This window comes from Pseudomonas graminis, from assembly GCF_004364335.1.
Classification (GTDB): Bacteria; Pseudomonadota; Gammaproteobacteria; order Pseudomonadales; family Pseudomonadaceae; genus Aquipseudomonas; species Aquipseudomonas graminis_D.
In genome coordinates, this window is the sequence record NZ_SOCR01000009.1 from 137,545 (window position 1) to 149,877 (window position 12,333).

General features: G+C 62.7%; 12 protein-coding genes. All 12 read left to right on the top strand.

What is annotated here, in order from left to right:
- Positions 1-353 precede the first annotated feature (353 nt).
- The 12 genes from ccoN to EC919_RS18320 all read left to right on the top strand — a co-directional run bounded on the left by ccoN (position 354) and on the right by EC919_RS18320 (position 12,188).
- Entirely contained in the window at positions 354-1,796 is a 1,443-nt protein-coding gene (gene ccoN / locus EC919_RS18265; RefSeq protein WP_133775817.1) for a cytochrome-c oxidase, cbb3-type subunit I, read from the top strand.
- Entirely contained in the window at positions 1,796-2,407 is a 612-nt protein-coding gene (ccoO, locus tag EC919_RS18270) for a cytochrome-c oxidase, cbb3-type subunit II (RefSeq protein ID WP_208294994.1), read from the top strand. The genes ccoN and ccoO overlap by 1 nt, the downstream gene beginning before the upstream one ends.
- Before the next feature lie 5 nt (positions 2,408-2,412).
- Entirely contained in the window at positions 2,413-2,622 is a 210-nt protein-coding gene (locus tag EC919_RS18275; RefSeq protein ID WP_133775975.1) for a cbb3-type cytochrome oxidase subunit 3, read from the top strand.
- Positions 2,619-3,599, top strand: coding sequence for a cytochrome-c oxidase, cbb3-type subunit III (gene ccoP / locus EC919_RS18280; RefSeq protein WP_133775818.1), 981 nt, complete (start codon positions 2,619-2,621; stop codon positions 3,597-3,599). Before EC919_RS18275 ends, ccoP begins: the two co-directional genes overlap by 4 nt.
- Positions 3,600-3,655: 56 nt before the next feature.
- Entirely contained in the window at positions 3,656-5,086 is a 1,431-nt protein-coding gene (gene ccoG, locus EC919_RS18285; protein WP_133775819.1) for a cytochrome c oxidase accessory protein CcoG, read from the top strand.
- A gap of 12 nt (positions 5,087-5,098) precedes the next feature.
- Positions 5,099-5,632: a FixH family protein gene (locus tag EC919_RS18290; protein WP_133775820.1), complete on the top strand. Its 534-nt coding sequence runs from the start codon at positions 5,099-5,101 to the stop codon at positions 5,630-5,632.
- A gap of 25 nt (positions 5,633-5,657) precedes the next feature.
- Complete coding sequence (locus tag EC919_RS18295) at positions 5,658-8,108, top strand: heavy metal translocating P-type ATPase (RefSeq protein WP_133775976.1); 2,451 nt, start codon at positions 5,658-5,660, stop codon at positions 8,106-8,108.
- Between the two features lie 25 nt (positions 8,109-8,133).
- Positions 8,134-8,349 (top strand): cbb3-type cytochrome oxidase assembly protein CcoS, encoded by a 216-nt coding sequence (gene ccoS, locus EC919_RS18300; protein ID WP_133775821.1) that lies wholly within the window; start codon positions 8,134-8,136, stop codon positions 8,347-8,349.
- Positions 8,350-8,487: 138 nt separating this feature from the next.
- Positions 8,488-9,234, top strand: coding sequence for a sulfite exporter TauE/SafE family protein (locus tag EC919_RS18305; protein ID WP_133775822.1), 747 nt, complete (start codon positions 8,488-8,490; stop codon positions 9,232-9,234).
- A 90-nt stretch (positions 9,235-9,324) separates the two neighbouring features.
- Entirely contained in the window at positions 9,325-10,707 is a 1,383-nt protein-coding gene (hemN, locus tag EC919_RS18310) for an oxygen-independent coproporphyrinogen III oxidase (protein ID WP_133775823.1), read from the top strand.
- A gap of 134 nt (positions 10,708-10,841) precedes the next feature.
- On the top strand, positions 10,842-11,576 hold the full coding sequence (gene fnr, locus EC919_RS18315) for a fumarate/nitrate reduction transcriptional regulator Fnr (RefSeq protein WP_065988695.1): 735 nt from the start codon (positions 10,842-10,844) through the stop codon (positions 11,574-11,576).
- Between the two features lie 63 nt (positions 11,577-11,639).
- Positions 11,640-12,188 carry an adenine phosphoribosyltransferase gene (locus EC919_RS18320; protein ID WP_133775824.1) on the top strand — a complete coding sequence of 183 codons (549 nt, stop codon included), beginning with the start codon at positions 11,640-11,642 and terminating at the stop codon, positions 12,186-12,188.
- Positions 12,189-12,333 lie beyond the last annotated feature (145 nt).

Below are 12,333 nucleotides of genomic sequence, written 5' to 3' on the forward strand. Positions count from 1 at the left end.
TCATTCGCGTCTAAGCTGTGTCCGCACAGTGGACCGGCGACAGCTAGCCACAGGCCCAGCATCAAGATTGTGCCCGGCAACGCAACCCTCTTGCAGACAAGCAGCCCCAGCGCTGTTTTCACCCGCAGGGTTGTATCCAATCCCTCCCACTCACGCGCGCGATCCAGCTCGACCTGTCTTCCTTCCCCCCGGCCACTCAGCCAGAACTCACCCACGCTTCGGCGACCGGGCGTCTGCGTGCACCGCGTCTATCGTCTCCGTCGATCCCACTGCACGCCACTGCGTGACGGGTTACGCGCGATCGAAGGTGCGGCTGTGACCACACTAATAAAATACACACCGTGGAACCTGACATGAGCACAGCACCCAGCCCGACTGCTTATAACTACAAGGTCGTCCGCCAGTTCGCCATCATGACGGTGGTCTGGGGCATCATCGGCATGGGCCTGGGCGTCTTCATCGCCTCCCAGCTCGTATGGCCTGACCTGAATTTCGGTTTGCCGTGGACCACGTTCGGTCGCCTGCGCCCCCTGCATACCAATCTGGTGATTTTCGCGTTCGGCGGCTGCGCGCTGTTTGGCACCTCTTATTACGTGGTCCAGCGCACCTGCCAGACGCGGCTGATTTCCGACGGCCTGGCGGCCTTCCATTTCTGGGGCTGGCAGGCGGTTATCATCGGCGCCATCGTCAGCCTGCCGATGGGCTACACCACCACCAAGGAATACGCCGAGCTGGAATGGCCGATCGCGATCCTGCTGACGGTAGTCTGGCTGGCCTATGGCGCGGTGTTCTTCGGCACCATCGTCAAACGCAAAACCAAACATATCTATGTCGCCAACTGGTTCTACGGTGCATTCATCGTGGTGACGGCGATGCTGCACATCGTCAACCACATCTCGCTGCCGGTGAGCCTGTTCAAGTCGTACTCGGCGTATGCCGGCGCCACCGACGCGATGATCCAGTGGTGGTACGGGCACAACGCCGTGGGCTTTTTCCTCACCACCGGCTTTCTCGGGATGATGTATTACTTCGTGCCGAAACAGGCCGAACGCCCGATCTATTCCTATCGTCTGTCCATCGTGCATTTCTGGGCGCTGATTACCCTGTACATCTGGGCCGGCCCTCACCATCTGCACTACACCGCCCTGCCCGACTGGGCGCAATCGCTGGGAATGGTGATGTCGATCATCCTGCTGGTGCCGAGCTGGGGCGGCATGATCAACGGCATGATGACCCTCTCGGGCGCGTGGCATAAGTTGCGTACCGACCCGATTCTGCGCTTCCTGGTGCTGTCGCTGGCGTTCTACGGGATGTCGACGTTCGAGGGGCCGATGATGGCGATCAAGACCGTCAATGCGCTTTCTCACTACACCGACTGGACCATCGGCCATGTGCACTCCGGCGCGCTGGGATGGGTGGCGATGATTACCATTGGCGCCGTCTACCACATGATCCCGAAACTCTATGGCCGCCCGCAGATGCACAGCATCGCGCTGATCAACACGCACTTCTGGCTCGCCACTGTCGGCACCGTCCTTTACATCGCCGCGATGTGGGTCAACGGCATCACCCAAGGGTTGATGTGGCGGGCGATCAACGACGACGGCACTCTCACCTACTCGTTTGTCGAGGCCCTGCAGGCCAGCCGTCCCGGGTACATCGTCCGCGCGCTGGGCGGCGCGATTTTCGCCAGCGGCATGCTGTTCATGGCCTACAACGTGTTCAGAACCATTCGCGCAGCCGACACGGAAGAAGCCGAAGCCGCGGCGCAGATCGCTGTCGTGGGGGCCCGCTGATGATCAAGCACGAAGCACTGGAAAAGAACATCGGCCTGCTGTCGATCTTCATGGTCATCGCCGTGGCGATCGGAGGGCTGACGCAGATCGTCCCGTTGTTCTTTCAGGACGTCACCACCCTGCCCGTCGAAGGTATGAAGCCGCGCCCGGCGCTTGAGCTCGAAGGCCGCGACGTCTACATCGCCAACGGCTGCGTGGGTTGCCATTCGCAGATGATCCGGCCATTCCGCGCCGAAACCGAACGCTACGGGCATTACTCGGTGGCCGGCGAAAGCGTCTGGGATCACCCGTTTCTGTGGGGTTCCAAACGCACCGGTCCTGACCTGGCCCGGGTCGGCGGTCGCTACTCGGATGACTGGCACCGCGCTCATTTGAATAATCCGCGCGACCTGGTGCCGGAGTCGATCATGCCGGCCTACCCCTTCCTGGCGGACACCAGGATCGACGGCGCCCTGACCGGCAAGAAGATGGAAGTGCTGCGCAGCCTGGGCGTGCCGTACACCGATGCCGACATCGCGGGTGCGAGCGACGCAGTCAAGGGCAAGACCGAAATGGATGCGCTGGTGGCCTACCTTCAGGGCCTGGGCACCCTCATCAAGAGCAAACGGTGATCGTCATGGACATGGGAACGATTCGAGGCCTGGGCACCGTCGTGGTAATGGTGGCCTTCATTGGTCTGGCGCTGTGGGTGTACAGCCCGCGGCGCAAGGCGGAATTCGACGATGCAACGCTGCTGCCGTTTGCCGATGATCCCGAGGCGATCGCACAGGTCAGGCAGGCACAAGCCAACGCCCGGAAGAACAGCGCAAGGAACCCGAAACCATGAGCACCTTCTGGAGCATTTACGTCACAGTGCTGACCCTGGGCACGCTCTTCGCGATGGGCTGGCTCCTTATCGCCACGCGCAAGGGCCAGCGCGCCGACATCACCGATGAAACCGTCGGCCATGCTTTCGATGGCATCGAGGAATACGATAACCCGCTGCCCAAGTGGTGGTTCTGGTTGTTCATCGGCACGATCCTTTTCGCCCTGGGTTATCTCGCGTTTTACCCGGGCCTGGGCAACTGGAAGGGCCTGCTGCCGGGTTACGACTACGCCGACAACGACAAGAAAATCCCGTTTTCCGACGGCGCAACCGGCTGGACCGGTGTGCATGAATGGGAGAAGGAACTGGCCCGCTCCGAAGCGCGCTTCGGGCCGATCTTCGCCAAGTTCGCAGCGATGCCCCTCGAAGAAGTGGCCAAGGACCCTCAAGCGTTGAAGATGGGCGGCCGGCTGTTCGCGTCTAATTGCTCGGTCTGCCACGGCTCCGACGCCAAGGGTGCCTATGGCTTCCCCAACCTGACCGACGCCGACTGGCGCTGGGGCGGCGATGGGCAGAGCATCAAAACTTCCATCATGAATGGCCGTCACGCGGTCATGCCGGCCTGGGGTGCGGTGATCGGCGATCAGGGCGTGCACGACGTGTCGGCTTACGTGCTGACCCAGTTGTACGGCCGCACCCTGCCCGCCGACGCGAAAGCCGATCCAGCGGCGGGCCAGAAAATCTACGCCACCACCTGCGTCGCCTGTCACGGTCCGCAGGGCAAAGGCGTTGCCGCACTGGGCGCGCCAGACCTCACTCACCCCGGCGCGTTCATCTACGGTTCCAGCTTTGCCCAGTTGCAACAGACCATCCAGTATGGCCGCCAGGGGCAAATGCCGGCCCAGGCGTTGCTGCAGGGCAACGACCGGGTGCACCTGCTGGCGGCGTACGTGTATAGCCTGTCCCATGGGGACGAACCGGCGGAAAAGCAGCCGTGAAGGCTATCGCCGTCGCACACGCTGATGATTCGGCCCGGAGGGCGTAGGACGCTGCCATGAGCAACCAGATTCCGTTGCACAACGTCACGCCGCCGACGAATAACGACGGCGACACGGTCGACCTGTATGCCTCGCGGGAGAAGATCTACACCCGCGCGTTCACCGGCGTGTTCCGCACTCTGCGGATGGGTGGCGGCGCTGTGCTGTTCCTGCTGTATTTCGGCACGGTCTGGCTCAACTGGGGCGCGCATCAGGCGGTGTGGTGGAACCTGCCGGAGCGCAAGTTCTACATCTTCGGCGCCACGTTCTGGCCGCAGGATTTCATCCTGCTGTCGGGCATATTGATCGTCAGCGCGTTCGGGCTGTTCTTTATTACCGTGTTCGCCGGGCGCGTGTGGTGCGGTTATACCTGCCCGCAAAGCGTGTGGACGTGGGTGTTCATGTGGTGCGAAAAGGTCACCGAGGGCGACCGCCATCAGCGCATCAAGCTCGACAAGGCGCCCATGGACGCCAACAAGCTTGCGCGCAAGTGTGCCAAGCACAGCCTCTGGGTGCTGATCGGCCTGATCACCGGCCTGACCTTCGTCGGCTACTTCTCGCCCATTCGCGAACTGCTGGTGGATTTCTTCACCGGCCAGGCCGATGGCTGGGCGTATTTCTGGGTTGGCTTCTTCACCCTCGCCACTTACGTCAACGCCGGCTGGCTGCGGGAACAGGTGTGCATTTATATGTGTCCCTATGCGCGCTTTCAGAGCGTGATGTTCGACAAGGACACCCTGATCGTTTCCTACAACCCACGACGTGGCGAGCCACGGGGTACGCGCAAAAAGGAAACGGATTACAAGGCTGAAGGCCTCGGCGATTGCATCGATTGCACGATGTGCGTGCAGGTCTGCCCCACCGGCATCGACATCCGCGACGGCTTGCAGATTGAATGCATCGGTTGCGCGGCGTGCATCGACGCCTGCGACTCGATCATGGACAAGATGGACTACCCGCGCGGCCTGATCAGCTACACCACTGAACACAACCTTTCCGGGCAGGTGACCCATCCACTGCGGCCCCGGTTGATCGGCTATGGGCTGGTCTTACTGGTGATGATCGGCGGGCTCACCGCTGCGTTTCTCACCCGCTCGCTGGTGGGTTTCGACGTCAGCAAGGACCGCGTGCTGTACCGGGAAAACGCCGAGGGCCGGATCGAAAACGTCTACAGCCTGAAGGTCATGAACAAGGACCAGATCGACCACACCTATGTGCTCGACGCCACCGGGCTGCCGGACCTGAAGCTGCAAGGCCGTCGCGAGATCAAGGTGCCCGCTGGCGAGATCATCAGCCTGCCGGTGGAGCTGTCGGTCGCGCCGGAGCACCTGCCGTCGAGCATCAACGACGTCAGTTTCACCCTCACGGACATTAAACACAGCGACATTGAGCACAGCGACACTGAAGTCCACGCCAAGAGCCGTTTCATCGGCCCGTCCATTCGCTGAGAGAAGTCGGAAATGACCGCATTCACCGCAGCACGTCCCTGGCACCGGCATTTATGGCCGTGGATCATCATTGCCATTCTGACCTGCTCGGTGGCATTGACCCTGGCCATGGTCACCATCGCCGTCACCCACCCGGACAACCTGGTCACCGACAACTATTACGAAGCCGGGAAAAGCATCAACCGCTCCCTCGACCGCGAGTTGCTGGGTCAGTCCCTCCACCTGCAAGCCCGCGTGGGCCTCGACGAGCTGACCGGCGAAGTGGATGTGCAACTGAGCGGCGCCAGCCAGCCGGAAACCCTGGTGCTGAACCTGATCTCCCCGACCCAGCCGGACAAGGACCGCAAAGTGGTGATGGCGCGCACGCCTTCGCAGCCGGGGCGGTACGTCGGGCAGTTGAGCGACAGGGTCGAAGGCCGGCGCTTCGTCGAATTGCTCGGGGTGGACAACGGCCAGACCTGGCGCCTGTTCGAAGAAGAACGGATCGTTCCCGGACAGCCACTGACCCTGGGCGACGAGCCGATTCAGGGCGCGGGCAGGCATTGATGTGAACGCTACTGAGAGACAAACCCTGCGCTCTTGCTATCACTGCACGCTGCCCGTCCCGGCGGGCGGGCGCTTCGTTGCTTCGGTGCTGGGTGAGGCGCGGGAGTTCTGCTGCCCCGGTTGTCAGGCCGTGGCCCACGCCATCGTCGCCGGCGGCCTGGAAAGCTATTACCTGCATCGCAGCGAAGCGTCGGTCAATCCGCAGGTGTTGCCGACACCCTTGGCCGATGAACAGGCCCTGTTTGATCAGCCCGATGTGCAGGCGCCTTTTGTCCGTCATGGTCACGACGATGACGGCGCGGTCGCCGAAACCACGCTGATGATCGAAGGCATCACCTGCGCTGCATGCGGCTGGTTGATCGAGCGGCATCTGCGCACGTTGCCCGCTGTGGTCGAGGCCCGGCTGAACCTGTCCAACCATCGTCTGCACCTGCGCTGGCATGACGTGGGGTTGCCCTTGAGCGAGGTACTGTCCGAGCTGCGCAGCATCGGTTATGCCGCCCACCCTTATCAGGCGGACAAAGCGACCGAGCATCTGGCCCGGGAGAACCGTCGCAGCCTGCGTCAACTGGGCGTTGCCGGGCTGCTGTGGTTTCAGACGATGATGGCGACCATGGCGACCTGGCCGGAATTCAACATCGACCTCAGCCCCGAGATGCACACGATCCTGCGCTGGGTGGCGATGTTCTTGACGACGCCCATCGTCTTTTACAGCTGTGCGCCGTTCTTCAACGGGGCGTTGCGCGACCTGCGCGTGCGCCATTTGACCATGGACGTTTCGGTGTCGCTGGCGATTGGTGCGGCGTACCTCGCCGGCCTTTGGACAGCGGTCACCGGGGTTGGCGAATTGTATTTCGACGCGGTCGGCATGTTCGCGCTGTTCCTGCTCACCGGCCGCTACCTCGAACGCCGCGCCCGGGAACGCACCAGCGCCGCGACGGCGCAACTGGTCAATCTGCTGCCGGCGTCCTGCCTGCGCCTGAATGCGGAAGGCCAGACCGAGCGCATCCTGACTGATCAACTGCGCCTGCACGATCACGTGCTGGTGCACCCCGGCGCGATGTTGCCGGCGGACGGCCGAATAATCGCCGGTCGGTCGAGCATCGACGAATCGCTGCTCACCGGCGAGTACCTGCCGCAGCCGCGCCAGGTGGGAGACGCCGTCACCGCCGGCACCGCCAATATTGAAAGCGTGCTGACGGTGGAAGTGCTCGCCCTCGGCGCTGACACGCGGCTTTCCGCCGTCGTCCGATTGCTGGAGCGTGCGCAATCGGAGAAGCCGCCACTGGCGCAAATGGCGGATCGCGCGGCGCAGTGGTTTGTGCTGATTTCGCTGGTGCTGGCAGCATGCGTCGGCGTGGTCTGGTGGCAGCTCGATGCCGATCGCGCGTTCTGGATTGTGCTGGCGATGCTCGTCGCCACCTGCCCGTGCGCCTTGTCGCTGGCGACCCCGACCGCGCTGACCGCCGCCACTGGCACGCTGCACAGACTCGGATTGTTGCTGACCCGTGGCCATGTGCTGGAGGGGCTGAACCGGATCGACACGGTGATCTTCGACAAGACCGGCACGCTGACCGAAGGGCGTCTGACGTTAAGGGCGATTCGCAGCCTTGGCGCGCTGAGCAGTGACGACTGTTTGAGCCTGGCGGCGGCGCTGGAAAGCCGTTCCGAACACCCTATTGCCCGGGCCTTCGGCAAGACGCCGCTGACCGCTGAAGGGGTCGTCGCTACGCCGGGGTTGGGGCTGGAAGGCGTCGTCAATGAGCGCCCATTACGCATCGGTCAGCCTGCGTTTGTTTGCGCTTTGAGTAGCGTCGCCGTGCCATCCATGCCGGACGAGCCCGGTCAGTGGCTGCTGCTGGGGGATGACACCCAAGCCCTCGCCTGGCTGGTGCTGGATGATCGGTTGCGGGACGACGCGGTGGCGCTGGTCGAGGCGTGCAAACAGCGCGGCTGGCAGACGCTGTTATTGTCCGGCGACAGTTCGCCCATGGTGTCCAGCGTCGCGACTCAGCTGCAGATCGATGACGCCCGGGGCAGCCTGCGGCCGGATGACAAGCTCGCCATTCTTCAGCGGCTGCGGGCCGAGGGCCGGACGATTCTGGTGATCGGCGACGGGGTCAATGATGTACCGATGCTGGCGGCGGCCGACATCAGCATCGCCATGGGCTCGGCCACCGATCTGGCCAAGACCAGCGCCGATGCGGTGCTGCTGTCGAACCGTCTGCACGTGCTGGTGGATGCTTTTGCCCTCGCCCGGCGCACACGGCGGATCATTCTGGAAAACCTGGCGTGGGCCGGGTTGTACAACGGCCTGGTGCTGCCCTTCGCAGCGATGGGCTGGGTGACGCCGTTGTGGGCGGCAGCGGGGATGTCGGTGAGTTCGCTGGTGGTGGTGTTGAATGCGTTGCGTCTTACACGGATGAACCCGCCTTCTGCAGAATCCATGGCTGCCCATCAGACGGTGACCCCATGAACACACGACCCCATCCGGAGGCCCGATGCCTGCGCTTTACATCATGATTCCGGTGGCGCTGCTGATTGTGGCGGTGGCGATTTATGTCTTTTTCTGGGCGGTGGACAGCGGTCAGTACGACGACCTGGACGGCCCGGCACACAGCATTCTGTTCGACGATCACGACGCCGGCCATCAGGCCGGGGTGGATGAGGCGCTGGGGAAAGGCAGAGCGGATGATCAGGGGGATGATTTCAAGTGAGGCAGTCGTTTTTTGCGGGGTATTTAAGGGCCCTTTCGCGGGCAAGCGCGCTCCTACATTGGAATGCGATCCCCTGTAGGAGCGCGCTTGCCCGCGAAGAGGCCGGCACAAACAGCGCAGGACTTCCAGGTCTCGCCGATGTCTGACCTCCTCCCCCAACTCCTCTCCGCCCTCGTGCTGGGCCTGCTTGGCGGTGGCCATTGCCTGGGCATGTGCGGCGGTCTGATGGGCGCGCTCACCTTTGCCATTCCAAAGGAACAACGCGGACGACGCCTGCGCCTGCTGATGGCCTACAACGTCGGACGTGTTTTCAGCTATGCCTGCGCGGGATTGCTGATCGGCATGCTCGGCTGGGCCGTCGCCAACAGCCCGGCGGCGATGCTGTTGCGGGTGATCGCGGGGTTGCTGATGATCACCATGGGGTTGTATCTGGCCGGGTGGTGGAGTGGCCTGACCCGCCTCGAAAGCCTGGGCCGCGGGGTCTGGCGTTACCTGCAACCGCTGGCCAGCCGCCTGATGCCGGTGTCGACCATGCCCCGGGCCTTACTGCTGGGCGCGGTGTGGGGCTGGCTGCCGTGCGGGCTGGTTTACAGCACGCTGCTGTGGTCGGCGAGCCAGGGCGATGCGCTGCACAGCGCGTTGTTGATGTTCGCGTTCGGGGTCGGCACCTGGCCGGTGCTGCTCGCCACGGGGCTGGCCGCCGAGCGCATTACCGCCCTGCTCCGTCGGCGCAGCGTGCGCGTGGCCGGCGGGTTGCTGGTGATTCTGTTCGGCCTGTGGACACTCCCCGGTCCCCATCAACAGTGGTTGATGGGGCACACGCCTCAAACGATGAATCACGGGATGAATCCTGCGATGAACCACGCAGGCATGGCACACGAGTAATCGCTGCCGCGATCCGTTGACCCAGATCAATGCCCTCACCTCCGCGCGCCCTACACTTCCCGCACCGCCATCCTTATCGGGAACGCCCCCATGCTCGACGACCTTCGTTGGGATTCTGAACTCATCCGCCGCTACGATCTGGCAGGGCCGCGTTACACGTCCTACCCCACCGCCGTGCAATTTCATACGCAGGTTGGCGCTTTCGATCTGCTGCAGGCCCTGCGTGACAGCCGCAACGCGTCGCGGCCGTTGTCGCTTTACGTGCACATCCCGTTCTGCGCCAACATTTGCTACTACTGCGCCTGCAACAAAGTGATCACCAAGGACCGCGGTCGCGCCCATGCCTATCTGCAACGCCTGGAACGCGAGATCAGCCTGATCGCCGCCCACGTCGATGATCGCCAGGTGGTCGAGCAATTGCACTTCGGCGGCGGCACCCCGACCTTCCTCAGTCACCTCGAACTGCGCCAGCTCATGGCGCATTTGCGCCAGCATTTCACCCTGCCGGATGACCACTCCGGCGACTACGGCATCGAGATCGACCCGCGCGAGGCGGACTGGTCGACCATGGGCCTGCTGCGCGAGCTGGGCTTCAACCGCGTCAGCCTCGGCGTGCAGGACCTTGATCCGCTGGTGCAGCGGGCAATCAACCGTTTGCAGAGCCTGGAAGAGACACGCGCCATCGTCGAAGCCGCACGCACCCTGCAGTTTCGCTCGGTGAACATCGACCTTATCTATGGCCTGCCGCTGCAGACGCCCGAGGGTTTTGCCCGCACAGTCGAGCACGTAATTGCCCTGCAGCCCGACCGGCTTTCGGTGTTCAACTACGCCCACCTGCCCGAGCGTTTCCCACCCCAGCGGCGAATCGACACGGCCCAGTTGCCCAGCCCGGAGCACAAGCTGGAGATGCTCCAGCGCACCATTGAGCAACTGACCGGCGCAGGCTATCGCTACATCGGCATGGACCACTTTGCCCTGCCCGATGACGACCTGGCCATCGCTCAGGAAGAAGGCACGTTACGTCGCAATTTTCAGGGCTACACCACCCACGGTCACTGCGACCTGATCGGCCTCGGCGTTTCGGCCATCAGCCAGATCGGCGAGCTGTACGCGCAGAACACCAGCGATCTCACCGAGTACCAGACCGTGCTCGCCAGCGACCAACTGGCAACCAAGCGGGGTCTGCGTTGCAATAAGGACGATCAGCTGCGGCGCACCATCATCAGCCAGCTGATCTGCCATTTCCGTCTCGATTTTGGTCCCGTCGAGAACGAATTTTCCATCCACTTTCGGGAATACTTCCGCGAGCAGTGGCCGCAATTGCTGACGATGGCCATGGACGGCCTGATTCATCTGGGCCCGACAGGCATCACCGTCACGCCGGCGGGGCGACTGCTGGTGCGCTCGATCTGCATGGTGTTCGACGCGTATCTGGGCGCGCAAGACCGTCAGCGCTATTCCCAGGTGATATAGGCCCGTGTGATGTAGGAAGTTTCCGCCTGGCGCGGAGGAATCATTTCTGGCCATGGAAGGCGCGTGGTAGTCGGGGTGTCGACCCGTGGGTTACCCTTACGACTTATGTGTGTTTCTGCAAAAGGAATTACCCGATGTCTGAGCCAGTCAAACTGCGCGCTCACACCCAGGCTCACTGCAAGGACTGCAGCCTGGCCCCGTTGTGCCTTCCGCTTTCATTGAACATGGAAGACATGGATGCACTGGACGAAATCGTCAAACGCGGCCGCCCGTTGAAGAAAGGCGATGTTCTGTTTCGTCAGGGCGACACCTTCGCTTCCGTCTACGCCGTCCGTTCCGGCGCGCTGAAAACCTTCAGCCTCAGCGACAGCGGCGAAGAGCAACTCACCGGCTTTCACCTGCCCAGCGAACTGGTCGGGCTGTCCGGGATGGACGCCGAGGCGTATCCCGTGACGGCGCAGGCGCTGGAAACCACGTCGGTGTGCGAAATTCCCTTCGAGCGGCTGGACGAATTGTCGGTGCAACTGCCGCAACTGCGTCGCCAGTTGATGCGGGTGATGAGCCGGGAAATCCGCGATGACCAACAGATGATGCTACTGCTCTCGAAGAAAACCGCCGACGAGCGCATCGCCACCTTTCTGGTCAATCTCTCCGCCCGCTTCCGCGCCCGGGGTTTCTCCGCCAACCAGTTCCGCCTGAGCATGTCGCGCAACGAGATCGGCAACTACCTGGGCCTGGCGGTGGAAACCGTGTCGCGGGTGTTCACGCGCTTTCAGCAGAACGAGCTGATCGCCGCCGAGGGCAAGGAAATTCACATCCTCGACCCGATTCAGCTTTGCGCGCTGGCCGGGGGATCGCTGGAAAGCTGATGCATCATGGTCCGGGCGGGCTTAGACTGGCGTCTTTTGAGTCATGTCCTGCCCGAGATCCTTATGATTTTCGACGAATTCAGCATCAAATCCCTCATCCGCCCTGTGGTGGACTTCCCCAAGCCCGGCGTGATTTTCCGTGACATCACCCCGCTGTTCCAGTCACCCAAGGCCCTGCGCCTGGTCATCGACAGTTTCATCCAGCGTTACATCGATGCCGAGTTCACCCACGTCGGCGCCATGGACGCGCGCGGGTTTCTCATCGGCTCGATCGTCGCCTACGAACTGAATAAACCGCTGGTGCTGTTTCGCAAGCAAGGGAAGTTACCGGCCGACGTGCTGGCCGAGGCCTATCAGACCGAATACGGCGAGGCGCTGCTGGAAGTCCATGCCGACAGTTTGTGCGACGGGGATTCGGTGGTGATGTTCGATGACCTGATCGCCACCGGCGGCACCCTGGTCGCCGCCGCCAACCTGATCCGCCGCATGGGCGCCAAGGTCCACGAAGCCGCCGCGATCATCGATCTGCCGGAGCTCGGCGGTTCACAACGCCTGCGCGACATGGAAATCCCGACGTTCTGCCTGACCGAGTTTGCGTTGACGGATAAATAACGCCTGCCCCGATAGCCGCCATCAGTCTCTTTGAATATTGGTAGGCGGCCCATGACCTTGTAGGAGCGCGCTTGCCCGCGAAGGCGTCGGATTGATCAACATTATCTTCGGATGACATACCGCGTTCGCCAGCAAGCCGGCTCCT

Coding starts and splice junctions, on each gene's coding strand:
- ccoN (WP_133775817.1), top strand. CDS start 354: ATGAGCACAGCACCCAGCCCGACTGCTTATAACTACAAGGTCGTCCGC.
- ccoO (WP_208294994.1), top strand. CDS start 1,796: ATGATCAAGCACGAAGCACTGGAAAAGAACATCGGCCTGCTGTCGATC.
- EC919_RS18275 (WP_133775975.1), top strand. CDS start 2,413: ATGGACATGGGAACGATTCGAGGCCTGGGCACCGTCGTGGTAATGGTG.
- ccoP (WP_133775818.1), top strand. CDS start 2,619: ATGAGCACCTTCTGGAGCATTTACGTCACAGTGCTGACCCTGGGCACG.
- ccoG (WP_133775819.1), top strand. CDS start 3,656: ATGAGCAACCAGATTCCGTTGCACAACGTCACGCCGCCGACGAATAAC.
- EC919_RS18290 (WP_133775820.1), top strand. CDS start 5,099: ATGACCGCATTCACCGCAGCACGTCCCTGGCACCGGCATTTATGGCCG.
- ccoS (WP_133775821.1), top strand. CDS start 8,134: ATGCCTGCGCTTTACATCATGATTCCGGTGGCGCTGCTGATTGTGGCG.
- EC919_RS18305 (WP_133775822.1), top strand. CDS start 8,488: ATGTCTGACCTCCTCCCCCAACTCCTCTCCGCCCTCGTGCTGGGCCTG.
- hemN (WP_133775823.1), top strand. CDS start 9,325: ATGCTCGACGACCTTCGTTGGGATTCTGAACTCATCCGCCGCTACGAT.
- fnr (WP_065988695.1), top strand. CDS start 10,842: ATGTCTGAGCCAGTCAAACTGCGCGCTCACACCCAGGCTCACTGCAAG.
- EC919_RS18320 (WP_133775824.1), top strand. CDS start 11,640: ATGATTTTCGACGAATTCAGCATCAAATCCCTCATCCGCCCTGTGGTG.